This window comes from bacterium (genome assembly GCA_040753555.1).
Classification (GTDB): domain Bacteria; phylum UBA9089; class UBA9088; order UBA9088; family UBA9088; genus JBFLYE01.
In genome coordinates this window covers 1-14,610 of record JBFMDZ010000042.1, presented here as the reverse complement: position 1 = coordinate 14,610, position 14,610 = coordinate 1, and the positions used below count along the sequence as shown (strand labels likewise).

Annotated in this window: 25 protein-coding genes; 1 reads left to right on the top strand and 24 read right to left on the bottom strand. The window is 39.2% G+C overall.

The features are described 5' to 3' along the window. Nucleotides 1–225: 225 nt before the first annotated feature. From AB1630_05235 to AB1630_05180, 12 genes are all read right to left on the bottom strand, one after another. Nucleotides 226–750, bottom strand: a complete 525-nt coding sequence (locus AB1630_05235; protein ID MEW6103206.1) for a hypothetical protein — start codon at nt 748–750, stop codon at nt 226–228. A 3-nt stretch (nt 751–753) separates the two neighbouring features. Beyond that, nucleotides 754–978 carry a hypothetical protein gene (locus AB1630_05230; GenBank protein ID MEW6103205.1) on the bottom strand — a complete coding sequence of 75 codons (225 nt, stop codon included), beginning with the start codon at nt 976–978 and terminating at the stop codon, nt 754–756. Continuing rightward, on the bottom strand, nt 912–1,343 hold the full coding sequence (locus tag AB1630_05225; GenBank protein MEW6103204.1) for a hypothetical protein: 432 nt from the start codon (nt 1,341–1,343) through the stop codon (nt 912–914). The genes AB1630_05230 and AB1630_05225 overlap by 67 nt, the downstream gene beginning before the upstream one ends. Next, complete coding sequence (locus tag AB1630_05220) at nt 1,309–1,470, bottom strand: hypothetical protein (protein MEW6103203.1); 162 nt, start codon at nt 1,468–1,470, stop codon at nt 1,309–1,311. Before AB1630_05220 ends, AB1630_05225 begins: the two co-directional genes overlap by 35 nt. A gap of 32 nt (nt 1,471–1,502) precedes the next feature. Further along, nucleotides 1,503–1,715 (bottom strand): DUF2283 domain-containing protein, encoded by a 213-nt coding sequence (locus tag AB1630_05215; GenBank protein ID MEW6103202.1) that lies wholly within the window; start codon nt 1,713–1,715, stop codon nt 1,503–1,505. Continuing rightward, nucleotides 1,699–2,001 (bottom strand): DUF4258 domain-containing protein, encoded by a 303-nt coding sequence (locus AB1630_05210; GenBank protein MEW6103201.1) that lies wholly within the window; start codon nt 1,999–2,001, stop codon nt 1,699–1,701. Before AB1630_05210 ends, AB1630_05215 begins: the two co-directional genes overlap by 17 nt. A gap of 325 nt (nt 2,002–2,326) precedes the next feature. Then, complete coding sequence (locus AB1630_05205) at nt 2,327–2,548, bottom strand: hypothetical protein (GenBank protein ID MEW6103200.1); 222 nt, start codon at nt 2,546–2,548, stop codon at nt 2,327–2,329. 2 nt (nt 2,549–2,550) lie between these two features. Continuing rightward, nucleotides 2,551–2,877, bottom strand: coding sequence for a hypothetical protein (locus AB1630_05200; GenBank protein ID MEW6103199.1), 327 nt, complete (start codon nt 2,875–2,877; stop codon nt 2,551–2,553). Nucleotides 2,878–3,440: 563 nt separating this feature from the next. Then, entirely contained in the window at nt 3,441–4,142 is a 702-nt protein-coding gene (locus tag AB1630_05195) for a hypothetical protein (protein ID MEW6103198.1), read from the bottom strand. A gap of 469 nt (nt 4,143–4,611) precedes the next feature. Beyond that, on the bottom strand, nt 4,612–5,484 hold the full coding sequence (locus AB1630_05190) for a PorV/PorQ family protein (GenBank protein MEW6103197.1): 873 nt from the start codon (nt 5,482–5,484) through the stop codon (nt 4,612–4,614). Then, nucleotides 5,481–6,590 carry a hypothetical protein gene (locus tag AB1630_05185; protein ID MEW6103196.1) on the bottom strand — a complete coding sequence of 370 codons (1,110 nt, stop codon included), beginning with the start codon at nt 6,588–6,590 and terminating at the stop codon, nt 5,481–5,483. Before AB1630_05185 ends, AB1630_05190 begins: the two co-directional genes overlap by 4 nt. Nucleotides 6,591–6,752: 162 nt before the next feature. Then, a complete protein-coding gene (locus tag AB1630_05180; protein ID MEW6103195.1) occupies nt 6,753–7,706 on the bottom strand; it encodes a hypothetical protein in 954 nt (317 codons plus the stop codon). Between the two features lie 146 nt (nt 7,707–7,852). On the opposite strand from AB1630_05180, the gene AB1630_05175 reads away from it, so the two are divergent. After that, nucleotides 7,853–8,056 carry a DUF6722 family protein gene (locus AB1630_05175; protein ID MEW6103194.1) on the top strand — a complete coding sequence of 68 codons (204 nt, stop codon included), beginning with the start codon at nt 7,853–7,855 and terminating at the stop codon, nt 8,054–8,056. 106 nt (nt 8,057–8,162) lie between these two features. Here AB1630_05175 and AB1630_05170 read toward each other — a convergent pair whose 3' ends face one another. The 12 genes from AB1630_05170 to AB1630_05115 all read right to left on the bottom strand — a co-directional run. Continuing rightward, entirely contained in the window at nt 8,163–9,086 is a 924-nt protein-coding gene (locus AB1630_05170; protein MEW6103193.1) for a discoidin domain-containing protein, read from the bottom strand. A 6-nt stretch (nt 9,087–9,092) separates the two neighbouring features. Continuing rightward, complete coding sequence (locus AB1630_05165; protein MEW6103192.1) at nt 9,093–10,697, bottom strand: right-handed parallel beta-helix repeat-containing protein; 1,605 nt, start codon at nt 10,695–10,697, stop codon at nt 9,093–9,095. Between the two features lie 4 nt (nt 10,698–10,701). Then, nucleotides 10,702–11,220 carry a type II toxin-antitoxin system VapC family toxin gene (locus tag AB1630_05160; protein ID MEW6103191.1) on the bottom strand — a complete coding sequence of 173 codons (519 nt, stop codon included), beginning with the start codon at nt 11,218–11,220 and terminating at the stop codon, nt 10,702–10,704. Beyond that, on the bottom strand, nt 11,207–11,413 hold the full coding sequence (locus AB1630_05155) for a hypothetical protein (GenBank protein MEW6103190.1): 207 nt from the start codon (nt 11,411–11,413) through the stop codon (nt 11,207–11,209). The genes AB1630_05160 and AB1630_05155 overlap by 14 nt, the downstream gene beginning before the upstream one ends. Nucleotides 11,414–11,455: 42 nt before the next feature. Further along, entirely contained in the window at nt 11,456–11,704 is a 249-nt protein-coding gene (locus AB1630_05150; GenBank protein ID MEW6103189.1) for a hypothetical protein, read from the bottom strand. 57 nt (nt 11,705–11,761) lie between these two features. After that, a complete protein-coding gene (locus AB1630_05145) occupies nt 11,762–11,950 on the bottom strand; it encodes a hypothetical protein (protein MEW6103188.1) in 189 nt (62 codons plus the stop codon). A 133-nt stretch (nt 11,951–12,083) separates the two neighbouring features. Further along, on the bottom strand, nt 12,084–12,344 hold the full coding sequence (locus tag AB1630_05140) for a hypothetical protein (protein MEW6103187.1): 261 nt from the start codon (nt 12,342–12,344) through the stop codon (nt 12,084–12,086). Continuing rightward, nucleotides 12,341–12,583 carry a hypothetical protein gene (locus AB1630_05135; GenBank protein ID MEW6103186.1) on the bottom strand — a complete coding sequence of 81 codons (243 nt, stop codon included), beginning with the start codon at nt 12,581–12,583 and terminating at the stop codon, nt 12,341–12,343. The genes AB1630_05140 and AB1630_05135 overlap by 4 nt, the downstream gene beginning before the upstream one ends. A 681-nt stretch (nt 12,584–13,264) precedes the next feature. After that, the gene (locus AB1630_05130) at nt 13,265–13,495 is read right to left on the bottom strand and encodes a type II toxin-antitoxin system HicA family toxin (protein MEW6103185.1); all 231 of its coding nucleotides are present in this window, start codon (nt 13,493–13,495) and stop codon (nt 13,265–13,267) included. Then, a complete protein-coding gene (locus AB1630_05125) occupies nt 13,488–13,736 on the bottom strand; it encodes a type II toxin-antitoxin system HicB family antitoxin (GenBank protein MEW6103184.1) in 249 nt (82 codons plus the stop codon). Before AB1630_05125 ends, AB1630_05130 begins: the two co-directional genes overlap by 8 nt. 50 nt (nt 13,737–13,786) lie before the next feature. Further along, entirely contained in the window at nt 13,787–14,017 is a 231-nt protein-coding gene (locus AB1630_05120) for a hypothetical protein (protein ID MEW6103183.1), read from the bottom strand. A gap of 48 nt (nt 14,018–14,065) precedes the next feature. Then, nucleotides 14,066–14,610: T9SS type A sorting domain-containing protein (locus AB1630_05115; protein ID MEW6103182.1), on the bottom strand; the 545-nt coding region annotated here is incomplete at its 5' end.

The window sequence follows — 14,610 nt, the reverse complement described above, 5'->3', positions numbered from 1 at the left end:
AAACCATTCTGAAAACTCTAATGTTTAGAATTTTGAATTTAGATATTGTTTCGTGCTTCGTGCTTCGGATTTCGTGCTTTCTTTCATTTTAACTTCCTTTCTTCTTCTCGTCTACCTAAACACATACCTTTATTTTATACATTAAAATTTGATCTTATGTATTCTTCAAAGTCATCCTCTACCGACATACACCTCCTAAATTTATGATTTTTGCATTTTGACTTTTCATTGCTCCTTTTCTCCTGTAATGGTCAAGCCTGCATTGTATTCGTTGTAAGATGCTGTTGATGTTGGCAGCATAATCTTAAATTCTACAATTACATTTTCATTTATGTCAACATTATTTTTTAGTAAAAGGTCTGTATCATAGCTTGTAATATCTTCCCAGGATATGCCGCTGTTTATGCTATACTTTGCACAAATTCTATTGTCTCCATTGGTTAGAGAGATTGACCATTGGTTTATCCCATCGGTAAATGTCCCAAGCCTTATTGTGAACCTTTCCAAAACATTCCCTGTGTTTGTTGCAGAAAATGTCTTTGTCCCTGTCCAGGCATTAAGGTCTTGAATGCCAAACCCTATTGTGTTTGTGGAGATGGAGATGGCTATGATGGTTGGGATATAAAATGTTGTTGTAGCAAAATTTCCCATCCTATCCCTTGCTGTAATTACCTTTGTGCCACCGGGTTGGGAGTCAACAACAAATGTGGTTGAGAAGCTGCCCTTTGGGCTGCTTAAGGTTGTGCTCATCGTTTAGTGTGTGCCAAAGGCAATGGAGACTGTTGTCTCAGTAGCTGATGTATTGCCTTTGATTGTAACAGGTGTTCCAACAGGGCCAGATGTTGGAGAAAGAAATCTTATCTGCAAGAAATCTCCAGTAAATTCATAGGCACTCAGATCTACGATGCGAATTATCCTTGGATTTCCATCCTTGTCGGTTGAGGGTAGGTTTGGTGCTGAGTTGTCGCCCGCGTCAATGCAGGGGGAAGTTGCTTGGAGGTGGAAGTCGCTTGGGCTGATAAATTTAGGGTCAGCTGAGATACAGCCAGTACCCGCAGAACAGCCAGAGTAATCCCCCCATTATTATTCCAGACATCGTCATAGGTGATGGATGGGGAGGAATTATTGCAGTAGATTCCGCCGCCATCACCAGCATTCCCATTTTTTATGGTGAACCCTAAAACAAGATCACCTGTGCCTGAATTATTGAAATAAAACGCCCTTCCTGAATTTTCACAGTCAATAATACAATTATTGGGTCCATTCTCTGAGCGAACGGTAATATGCTTGCCTGACCAGCTTAGATTCTTATTCCCAGTTCCGGTATATGTCCCATCTGCCACTTAAGACTGTATCGCCATCTGCTGCTGCACTAATTGCTGCCGCAATTGTCCCATATTGGCTTGGCGCAGGGAAATCTGCCCCATAGCCTATTGTCGCCAAAACCAGCAAACACAAAACCTTTTTCATTTTTTGTACTTCTACTTTTCATCTTCTAAACCCTATGCTTGATGAACAACAGCGGGCAATTTGAATTCTATTCCACTGCCAATTATCTGTTGGGCATCAAGAGCCTCTATGCCAACAATCCTTCCATCTACATCAAAATCAATATGAATTCCGGGAGCAATTGTCTCTGTTCTGGCAACCTTTACGGATTGCTCAGTAAAATAAACATAGAGAAGGTCTCTTATTGGATCATATTCTATCTTCATTGTGCCTCCTTTGAAACTCACTGCCATATCTTGCTTTTACAGTAAGCAATATAAAATTATCATTTTCCAATCTATAATATACCCTCACCTCTTTTTCCTCAAAGAATCTTCCTTCCCATCTATCATTATAAGGAAAAATAAGCATCTTACCATAAATCCCTTCCTTTGCATCATCTGCATCATAACCTTCGTTTATTGTCAATTCTACCTCTTCTTTGGTAATTCCACGCTGATTCATCCGTGCCTTTATATGGTGATGAAAATCTTTGTCTTCAAGCCTTATCATATTTTAAAAGCATACACCAAACTTTTTTGTATCTATTCAGTTCTATTTTTGACAGGATGAACAGAATTAACGGGATTTTTGTTTATCCTGTTTAGGCAGTTCCCTCACCTTTCGCTTTACTTCAACCTTATATTTTAACATCCTGTCCATTTTGTAAATCCTGATTTAATCACCCCTTTTTACTTAAAATATACATTAAACCTTGACTTTTTGCAATAAGAAAAACAAACCCCTGCCAAAACCAGCAAGCACAAAGCCTTCCTCATCTCTTCACCTACGCCGGTCAGACCTTACGCCCTGCCACCCCTTCAAAGAAGGGGAATATTTAGAATGTTAGGGAAAAAGAGAGGGTATTACCCAAATTGCCTTGTGGGATAAAGGTAGAGTCTAGCATAATTCCCCTTATCTTAACACCAAAGCCAAGCCTAAAGCCTGTCTTGGTAAGATTTTCCCTTCCCAATAGCCTCTCATAGCCTATCCTTAAGCAAATGGTGTCATACCCATACTCTGTCCCAAAATTTATCTTTCCCTTGCTATCCTCTGGCACTACTACATCAGAGGAAAGGATAAACCCCTCCTCTCTATAAGCAAATCCAAGCCTTGCCTCTCTTGGAAGCGAGAAACCCTTAAGCCCTCCTCCCAGATTCTTAAAACAAAGCCCAAATGAAACACCTTTCCTCTTGTATAAAAGGTCAATGTTGACAAGGCCTGTCCTGGTAACCTCCTCATAAATTTTTTCCTGAATAATGCCCCTCCCATAGACAAAGCCCTTGCTCCAACACCCATCCTTAAGAATGCTGCGGATGTCTCTCTTGTTTCATTATCTTTTGCAAATATACTTACAGAAAGCAATAAAAACAAAACAAATATCTTCATTTCAGCCACGGATGAACACAGATAAACATGGATTTTTAATAAACAAAACGTTTAAATTCTACTTCTTCTTTCCCAAAATTTATGAGCAGCTTAAACTTCTATCTCTGTTGCTTTTATAGTATCTTCCATCACTTAGTGCAAAAATAGATAGTGTGTGTTTATCTGTTTAAAAATTCATCCACTATGACTGGTGCTCTGGTGCCCTGGTGCTCTTTGTTTCATCATTGTTTTCCTTAAGATTATCTAAACACATACATTTTGTAAAGCGTTATGGAATTAACTATAATTGATTCACCTTTTCCCAAAAGCCTAAAGCCATAAACATTATAAACTTCAAAAGCAGCACCAATTATATCTTAATATATCCTCTGTTATTTTTTATGCTTTAAACCCATTCTATTTTATCCTCTGCTAATCCGTGTCAATCAGTGGCTGAATAGTTACATAAATTTTTCATTCTTATAAAAATTATAGCAACAAATCTTTATTTTGTCATTTTATTTTTTTTCCTCTCCTTAAAATTCATCATCAGATTTATATACATTTGGTAAATATCTGCTTTTTTAAAAATCATATGAATAATAAAGGCTGATGCCCTTTTTCTTTGCATATTCCTCTACATCATATTCTGAGGTCATATAGGTTATTAAAAGAGGGAAAATATTATCAAATACACCCTCTAGCCTTTTTAACTTTTTCCTTATAAAATCATCTACATCATTCTTTGAGAGCTGGCTTTTTCCTTCACCAATTATTGTAATTCTTTTTCCATTCTTGCTTGCATTTCCAATAATGTTTACCTGAATATACTTACCCTCTTTATCTTTGACATACCTTCTTCTTAACGATTCCTTTACCATAATTCCAAAATCTTTCTCAAGTAATCTTGGCAATTCCTCGTATGATTTATCCTCAAGCCCATATCCAACAGTATGGGATATACCACCTACCTGTTTTGCAAGGTCTTTATGGGATACAGTAAGGGCTCTTACATCTTCGGTAAGGGCTTTTACCTCTTCAGAGAGGGTTTTTAATTCTTCCTCTGTTCTTTTTTGTGCTTCTGCAAGCTCTCCAACAACTATCTCTAACTTTGTAAGCCTTTCTTCTGATTTTTTCTGGGCTTCTACAAGTTCTCTCTGTGCAATTGCAAGCTTTCTTACCTCATTGGTAAGAAGGTTAAATTCTTCTCTATCTACCTTTATGCCTTTTGTTTTTTCTTCTACAATGCTCTCTATTGTTTTGTAAAGCTCAAGACTTATTGCCATTGTTTTATTTTAACCTTCAAGACAACTTCCTGTCAATCTTTATTTTTGGCTCATCACGGATTATGGTGCATAGGATAGGGTTTAAAGATTGTATGTGTTTAACTAAAGCTAAATAAAATGTAACTATTCAGCCACAGATGGACTTTGGATGAAACGCTGATTTTTAATCCTTTGTAATAATTCAACCTGTAAGAGAAAATATTATTCACTTTAAATGCTACTTTGATAATATCTTCTGTAATTTTTTATGCTTTAAACCCATTCTATTTTATCCTCTGCTAATCCGTGTCAATCAGTGGCTGAATAGTTATCCTCATTTTATAATGGCAATCTTCTTTACAGGAAATGCTCTCTGTTGACTAACGATAGGTTAGGGTGTATAATCTTAACCTATGCAGATAAAATTACATAAGAATGCAACCACAACATTAGCGATAAGAAGAGCTATCAAAGAAAGCCAAAGTTTAGTTCAATAATTAAATGACAAGGAGAAATAGAATGGATTTCCTAGCTTATCACAAGAGATAAGAGCAAAATCAAGGTTAAAATTCAGGGTCTTAAAGCCAAAGCCATAGGAATATTCATAAATGCTTTTGTTTATTCTTGGAACACCTCCCCTAATAAAGAATTTATCAAAAAGGAGGCATTCAAGCCCAAGGTTTAGGTAATAATCGCTCTCCTCTGGCTTTACAAAATCCAGGGCACATTTAAAAGGGGGGTTGGCATAAGCAATCCCTCCACTAAATTGGAAGGGATATGGGTCATATTCCTTGATAAATTTTGTTCCTTCACCAAAGCTTAAATTCTTAAGGCAAAGCCCGAGGTTAAAATTCCTCTCCTTGTGAAGAAAACCAAAGTCAAAGGCGCATCCTGTTGCAGATTTATCGTCTAGTTTCCTGTGGATATTTTTTATCCCCATTCCTATTGAGATAGAAGGATTAAGCCTCATACCATATGCGGTTTCTAAAGACACATCATAATTACTAAATTTTCCAAGTTTTTTTCCATTCTCATCCCTTCTTGTATCCTCTGTAGAAAGATAAAAAATAGAGATTCCCATTGCCTGCTCTTTTCCCATCCCTTTTGTAGCTGCAAGGGAATTATAGTTTATCCCTGCAAGGTATTTAGAATGCATAAAAAAGGCATTGTTTCCTGAATAGACAAGGCATCCAGGGTTCCAATAGATTGAGCTTGCATCAAAAGCTAAGCTAGTATATGCCTCTCCCATTGCAATTGCCCTTGCCCCTTGAGGAAGCCTCAAGAAATCAGACCCAACACTTCCTGGCCCAAATGCAGAGCAAAAAGGGCCAAGCAAGAGAAAAAAGAGAACCTTATTTTTCATTTTATCACCGTCAATTTTCCTACCTTATGTTCATTTTGGCTTTCGGCAAGCCAAATGTATATCCCAGAAGCAACCCTGCTTCCCTCATTATTCTTTCCATCCCAAATCACCTTGCCCTCCCTTTCCTCTAATGTATTGACTAAAAAACCAGAGAGGGTATAGAGCTTTACCATTGTTCCCAAAGGTAAAGGAGCAATGGCTATTTTATCATACCTAGTCATATCAAATGGATTGGGATAAGCTACGGCAGCATTAAGGTCATCAGCCATTGTTTGAAATTGCCAGGAATAGAATACCTCTCCATTTGCTAAAACCTCAACCTCATAGGTATTAAGGGGCAATAAGGGAGAGCTTGGGCAAAACTCAAGGTAATTATCCTTCTTAATCACCTTCCCATTAACCGGCTCTTTGCCATTAGAAAAAACCATTGCCTTTTGCAAAATCCTTGACATCCTCATTGAAAGATTATAGTTTTCAATTACCTCCCCAAACTCTATTTTTGGCTTTACCATTTTATTAACCAATGAGCCAGATGAAGGGTAAATAAAGACAATTGATGGCTTATTTGCAATGGTAATGATGGGCTTGTCTTCAGAAATATCATTTCCTCCTGGTGGCCCATCCTTTATTGTCTCGGCAAAGACCTTAAGCTTAAGCAAGCTTGGCTCTTTACCTGGGATTATCTTAAGGAAGAAGGAAAAGGCTTCTTCAAGATTAAGCTCTATTGGGTTTTCTATGGTCTCTGTTCCATCCCTTGTTTTTACCAGGGCTATGGTAAAGCTTCCCTCTTGCTGGATTATCTCATAGCCTATGGATACAGGCTCTCTTCCATTGCCTGTGTTTTTGACACTATACTCCCAAGATACCCCATTTCCATAGGGTTTAATGATTATCTCTTCTCCCTCTTTGTTTTTAAGCTCTACACCGTAGGCCTGCCCTACAGTGAATGTGGCAGGGTTTGAAGGCAGAGCTTTGCCATCATAGCTTAGGTCTGCTACATTCAGAACCTCGGTATTTACCGGTGGTGAAGGACCTGCCCTGGCAATTCCTCCTGCTGAAAGACCAAGCAAGAGGATAAGAGGACCAGCCCTAATGAGCTTGTTCATCTTAGCAAAATACTAATTTTAGTGAATTGGTGAATTAGTGAATTGGTGAATTAGTCTAATCAACCAATCAACCAATCAACCAATCTCCAATCAACCAATCAACTAATCAACTAATCAACTAATCAACTAATCAACCAATCTCCAATCAACCAATCAACCAACTCAGTATATCCTCACCTCAAAGGAGAGGTTTCCTGAACCACCCGCAGGCACTGTGCCAATGGTAAAGGTTATAAGCCCATTATCATAGGTCGCACCATCGCCATCATTAGCATCTGTCTTGGAAACGCCATTCATCTTTAAGCTACCAGCAGCATATTCGGTATAGTTGGGAATCCGGTCAGAGACTGAGACATTGGTGGCAGTTCCTGCCCCTTCATTCCAGTATGTGATGGTGTAGGTGATTGTTCCTCCGGGGACAAATTGATTGCTTCCCGTATATCCCGAGGGTGTTCCATAGGTAAGGGACTTGGAAACCTTCATAATCGCTGCAGCAATAGAGCTCGTTCCCCAATCAGAGACAGAATCAGCTCCACCGTATGTCCAGTTACCAACCGTGTAGGAAGGGCCATCATTTGTGGTTGTTCCCTTTACCTCAACCGCCCCGGTTGCCCCATTCTGGGCATTTGTGCTGATAATAACCTTCACATAGAATTGGCCAATCCCATCCTCAGCAACAGTAATAGTGGAAATTTGGTTGATTTTTCCCTGATTCCATATCTGGAATGTCCAAGGGTTGCCAGGGCTTCCAGTATAAACGGGTGTTCCCAGCGAAAGGCTGAATACATCAGATGCATTGCCCTTGTTCTCTATGCTATAGAGATACCAAAGCTCTGCACCAGGTGCACCTACCTTATTTCCTGGGTCATCTAGCCCTGCCCCATATGTCCTTCCTACGCTGGCGATTAAGCTCTGGGTAGCAGTGTCGGTTAATGTTCCCAAACCAGTGTCTTGGGCGAATTTAATGAGCATATCCCCTGCCATATCAGGCTCACCAACTGTGCCGGTATCTGTCCCATTGATTATCTGCGAACCCGCAGTTACCCCTGATGTTCCCACCGAAAATACAAGAGCAGGAAGCATCATCATAAACACAAAGCAAATTGCTTTCTTCATTTTTGTTTTACCTCCTAAATTTTAGATTTTTGTCGGAATAATTCTTAACCCTGCTTTCTCCGACAAAGAAAGCTTAAACCCAATTTAGACCCTCATAAGGCATCACCTCCTTGACATTTTTTCTTTTTCCATTTAAAATTATCCTGATGCAGCTTGATAAAAAGCAAAAACAGAGGGTAGCAAATTTTATTACAGACATTGCCAAGATTTCCATTGGCGGTATGGTTTTTGGGCAATTTTTGCAAGAGAAGCCATTTGACTGGTATGTTTTCTTTGGAGGTCTTTTCTTTGCCATTGTATGTGTAATAATCGCCCTTATTTTAGATAAGGAGGAGGTGAAGAAGGAATGACGGGGATATTCATCATTATGATCGGAACCATTATTTTTGGCCTTATTATCCTTTACCTTGATAGAAAAAGCCAGAAAAAAGCCAAGGGAAAATAAGCCAGGGTTCATTAAAATACCTTAACCTCCATAATTTGGATGAAATTCCAGTTAATATGCTTATGGAAAAATTTGCTTTTCTTTGCCAAAAGCTTTACATACCTAAATCCCTGTCCATTCGTGGTTTCTTCGTGGCAATTCGTGGTTAAAACCTTCATCAAATCGCCACTTTCCGAGCGAAGATAAACTCCATTGTCAGCGTTTAGGGAAGAAGCCAAAACAACCCAGTCCTTTCCATCCCTGCTTAATGAGATTGCATAATCCTGGCTATATGCCAATGCCCGCCAAAATACAGTAATGGTTGAAATATTTGTTATTCTGCCAAGGTCAATAAGAAGCCATTGATCCTCTTGGGTTATATCCTGGGATTGTGCCATGCCATTAAAATAGGATAAATCACCATCGGTTATCCTTTGTAAGGGGCCTTTCTCTTTACTTACATATTTATCAGCCGGCAATTGGTCAAATGTTCCAGAAACTTTGCCATTTAGGGCAAGGTTATTCTCAGCTGTCTTAAACAAAGTGCTTAAGCTTGCCTTTTCCTTGCCCTGCTCTATACTAAGGGTAACCAGATATTCAGAATCAGGCAAGAGGTTGTAAAGTTCAGCAGTAAGCAAGGCTTTATCCTTTGTAATGAAAGGAAAAGCCAAATTGCCACATCTTATGGGTGGATTTCCCTTGGTGGTAAAGCTTCCTAGCAAACCATCTGTCCTATACCAATAGGTTGTGCCAGGCAAAAGCCCTTGTAAAATCACCTTATCCTCCCCAAAGGCAAAGGCAAAGTTATCCATCTGCAAAAGGCTTTCTCCATAGACAACGCTTTCTCCTTTGATTATGGCGGTATTTGTTCCAACCTCAGAGAAACCACAAATAGACACCAATAAAACACCAATTAACACTAAATTCGTGTCCATTCGTGGTTCATTCGTGTTCATTCGTGGCTATTTAATATACACCCTAAAATAGCACCGTCCTCCGCTATCAATTTCCACCCTTCCAATTAAAAAATAGAGCCTATTGTTTTCATACCAAGCCTCATCATCGCCTTGAGCATCTGTCCTTGGGTTTGCTGTCTCATAGGTTGAGGCAATGGTTCCCATCCTTAGGGTATGGCTGGCATAATCGGTATTTTTTGGGATAAAATCAACAATAGAGGTATTGGTGGCAGTTGAATTGCCGATATTTCTATAGGTAATGATGTAGGTAAGCGTGCCACCAGGCACATATTGCTCTGTCCCTGTATATCCAGTTGGTGTGCCATAGAGGATTTCCTTGCTTATGATAACAAATGCCCCGAACTCATAGGCACCTATGTCAACAATAGCAATCCCATCTTTATTTCCATCTATTATCCTTGGATTGCCATCCTTGTCAGTTAAAGGTAGGTTTGGGGCTGTGTTTGAGCCTGCATCAATGCAGGGGGAATTTGCTTGAAGGTGGAAGTCGCTTGGGCTGACAAACAGTGGATCAGCTGAGATACAGCCAATCCCAGGAGAGCAGTTATAGTAATTCGGACCATTTGGAGCACTATTATTCCAGACATCATCATAGGTGATGGATGGGGAGGAATTATCCTGGCACTGGATTCCGCCGCCATTGGCAGCGCTATTTTCTGAGATGATGCAGTTGGTGATGACTGGGGAGGAGGAAGAATGGCAGCAGATTCCGCCGCCTATGGTAGCACTATTTCCTGAGATGGTGCAGTTTGTGATGGATGGGGAGGAATTCTCCCAGCAGCAGATTCCGCCGCCATAGTAAGCACTATTTCCTGAGATAATACAGTTTGTGATGGATGGGGAGGAATAATAATAGCAGTAGATTCCGCCGCCATAGTAAGCACTATTTCCTGAGATGATGCAGTTGGTGATGGATGGGGAGGAATTATCGCAGTCGATTCCGCCGCCCCTCCAGGTAGCACTATTTCCTGAGATAATGCAGTTGGTGATGACTGGGGAGGAATTACTAATGCAGGAGATTCCGCCGCCCCTCCAGAAAGCACTATTTCCTGAGATGGTGCAGTTTGTGATGGATGGGGAGGAAGAATAGCAGCCGATTCCGCCGCCCAAGGTAGCACTATTTCCTGAGATAATGCAGTTGGTGATGGATGGGGAGGAAAAATGAGAGCAGCAGATTCCGCCTCCATAATTGGTAGCACTATTTCCTGAGATAATGCAATTGGTGATGGCTGGGGAGGAATTATCCCAGCAGCGGATTCCGCCGCCAAAGACAGCATTCCCATTCCTTATCGTAAACCCACTGATTGTTCCGCAATTACCAGCAGAATTAAAATAAAACCCCCTTCCTGAATGTTCGCAATCAATGATGCAATTATCTGGGCCATTCTCTGAGCGAACAGTAATATGCTTCCCCGACCAGCTTAAATCCTTATTCCCTGTGCCGGTATATGTCCCATCCGCTACCCAGACGGTATCGCCATCATTTGCTGCACTAATTGCCGCTGCAATTGTCCCATACTGGCTTGGCACATACAAATCCGCTGCATAGCCCAAAGCCGCCAAAACCAGAAAATACAAAACCTTTTTCATTCCTTTAGCCTTCTGGTTGCCATACACTCAAGAAATCTACTTTGGTGAAATGTTTATCTTGGGTTGCTATATTAACAATACCAAGTGCCTGGCAAGTAGCAACATGGATAGCATCCCTTATCCACAAATGATACCTCTTACCAATCTCTATAGACCTTACCAGTAAATTATGTCCTGCATCCACAATTGTTAAACCACCTTTTTCCAGAAAGGTAATGTAATCTATCGCCTCTTGAATCCCCTCATAACATTTACTAACAAAGGAAAAATCTTTGTCAAACCTTTCTCTAACCTTCCATTTGCTATTTGTATCCAAAAACTGAAGACCCCTGTTAAGTAATGAAATATACAACACTTCGTTTAAAACCACATCAGACGAAACAGCTCTAATCTTACCCAATTCAACCATCTGCAGGAAATCTGTTGATGATTTGCCGAAATCAGGGTGGGCAGTAAAGTGAAAGGTAAAGATATTGGCATCCACAAAAATACTTTTCTCTAAGTTAAATTTACTTAGCTTCAAAAATCTTGTCTCCTCCGGTTAGCTCATAATCTTTATGTAATTTAACCACATCTAATTTTGACTTAAGTATCCCTGCTGTTTTTTGGGTCATACTCTTAGGTTTAATAATGACCTCTAAGGGTTTTTCAATCAACTCAATCTCTCCGAAATCCTTCAAATATTCCCTAGGAACAAATAACCCATCCTTTTGCATTATTGCTTGTTGATGTACCATTTTATACCTCTATTTTACAACCTATGGTTTATTTAAGCAAGGGTTAAAAGATAAATTCCACAGGAAATAAAAAAGACAGAAAACCCAAATGACCCTTGCATTTTTATAAATCCTTACATCAGTTTTGCATTTTACATTTTGAATTTCTATTGTCCCGCCATTATTTGCTGCACTAATTGCTGCTGCAATTGTCCCATACTGGCTTGGCGCAGGGAAATCCGCCCCATAACCTATTGTTGCCAAAACCAGCAAACTAAAGATTTTTTTCATATTTTTTATTATTTTATTACTCCCTAAACTCTATAACTCTTTCAATTTTTTTATTATTTAAGGTATCTTTGCCTCTATCTTTTCCAATATCTTTGTTTGATTAAAAAGCATCTGGGCAATCTCTTTCTGCCCATCTTCAATCCTGACCAAGGCTTCCATCATTGCCTTTTGCAGCTTACCATTTGCTTTCCAAAGATACGCACCAATCAGGCTTATTACGATTAAGCATATTCCCAATATCTCCATTTAAATCACCTCCCTTTAATTATACCACAAATTACTCCCACTTGCATTATCAAAAATAAAAACTATTGAAAAAATCCGCCCCATAGCCCAAACACGCCAAAACCAGAAAATACAAAGATTTTTTCATCATCTTTTATGGATTTTCCAATACTTTATTATGAACTCCAATCTTTCTTAAAATTATGGTATCGTCTTCAATTTGAAATGTCATTCTATATTTTACACTAACATACGCCTCCCATTTATCCTTGGTCCCCTTAATCTTATGAACCTGCAAAGAAGGATGTTTAAGGTTAGTTGCCAAAAAACCAATTTGTTTATCTGCCAACCTCTTTATCTCACGAGGCAAAGCCTTATAATCCTCCTTAAAAGGTTCTGGAATTCTAAGTCTCATCTATTCAACCACTCTAAAGCCTCTTTTGAGGTATCAAAATCAAGGTATCTTCCTTCAGAAAGTGCCATATCAACCTCTCTTTCTTTTCTCTGCCATTCTTCTGTCCAAAAATATGCCTGGTCAGGTTCGGTTGTTTTAAACCTCAAAAAACGGACAAAATCTACAACCTCGCAAATAGCATAATCAGGCAATCTTTCCAGTTCTTCCAATACCTCTTTTCTTGCAACATTTTCTGCCATATTTTAATCACCCCTTTTTAATTTAAGTATATACCAAATCCTAGCTTTTTGCAATAAATAACACCTTCCTGAATTTTGGCAGTCAATGATGCAATTATTGGGTCCATTCTCTGAGCGAACAGTAATATGCTTTCCCGACCAGCTTAAATCCTTATTCCCTGTGCCCGTATATGTCCCATCTGCTACTTAAGACTGTACCGCCATCATTTGCTGCACTAATTGCTGCGGCAATTGTCCCATACTGAGATGGCGCAGGGAAATCCGCTGCATAGCCCACCGCCGCCAAAACCAGCAAACATAAAACCTTTTTCATTCGTGACAATTCGTGTTTATTCGTGTCCATTCGTGGCTATTTAAGAGAAACCACTAATTAACACCAATAAAACACTAAATTCGTGTCCATTCGTGGTTCATTCGTGTTTATTCGTGGTTCCAAAACCAGCAAAGCTAAAAACTTCTTCATCTCGCAAAGGAAATAAGGAGTATAAGTTTCCAATCTTTTTGCGTTCTTGGCGTCTTTGCGAGACAATAAAACCTTTTTCATTCGTGGTTCATTCGTGGCTATTTAAGAGAAACCACTAATTAACACCAATAAAACACTAAATTCGTGTCCATTCGTGGTTCATTCGTGTTTATTCGTGGTTCCAAAACCAGCACGCGCAAAGGTTTTTTCATTATAAATCAAAGCAACAGCCATTCATCCAATGTTATCTTCCTTCCCAAGATCTCTTTTAATTCCAAAAGTAAAATCTTAAGTTGATTTACAGAATACTCTTGATTACTTGGGATGGTTAATGTGTATGTTCCATATCGCATATAGAAATGGCGACCCCCTGGTTCAGGCTCATCAAACCCTAATCTTTTTAATTTTTTTATAAAATCTTGACGCTTACACGGACCCCATTTAGGCATAAGCTACTTCTCTCTTTATGTTTAAATCAATGCCATTTATTACTGGAAGTAAATCACCATGTCGCAACTTTACAATTATCCATCCTTCTAAGGAAGAACAAAGTTCTTTTTGGCATTCATAAAGGGTCTTTCCAAAAGCAATTACTCCAGGACAGGAAGGAATCTTCCCAAAATAGGTGTTGTCTTCCAACTTTTCATATATTGCCTTACTCATTGCATTATTTAGATATTCTTGCAACATTGTTTTTTTATCCCCCTACTTAAAATTATACATCATTTTTTTATCAATTGCTATCCCTTTCTTTGCTTTGCCCTTATTTTTTCGTATGTGTTTAACTCTTTTTGAGAGCTATTTTTCATTTTTATTATTTTATTACGAGTGAACGAGTCCCGTAACTCGCTAAACTCTACAAACTCTTTTAATCCTAAAATCTTCTTCATCTCGCAAAGGCGCAAAGGAAATAAAGGGTATAAGTTTCCAATCTTTTTGCGTTCTTTGCGAGACAATAAAACCTTTTTCATCCCTGCCAATTCGTGTTTATCCCTGCCCATTCGTGGTTCCTCATTGAGCTATTTTTTAATTAGCATCCTGCTGAGCTTGGAGGTTTCTTTATTATCTTCACTGGCGATTATTTTAAGGAAGTAAAGCCCGTTGCTGAGCTTTTGGTTAAAGGCATTTGTGCAAGAATAGCCTGCCTCGTAGATGTAGGCTTGCTCGGATTGAGAAAACCTTGATGGTAATAAGCCAAAGGATTCTTCTCTTACTTTTTGGCCTAAGATATTGTAGACCTCCATTTTTAGGTTGGCATTGGATGTTTTTGCCGATATTCTTATGGTTGCCTCATTCTTTGCCGGGTTGGGATAGGTTGTAATGTTTGTTATTTCTAGGGTTTCAATTATTAGCCCAGAGTTTGGCTTCATTATTTTTACCTTTAACTCCCGACTCTTGACTCCTGACTCCTGACTCTTCCTCATATCAATGGCTTGGTTTCCCTCAATAAGCCAGGCATCGTAGCCATCGGGGAAATCTCCCTCCCAGGAGAGGGTGATTGGCTCATTTGTATTTTTTGTAATTGAAATATCCCAGATATTTATATCCTTTATCTCGCTCCTTA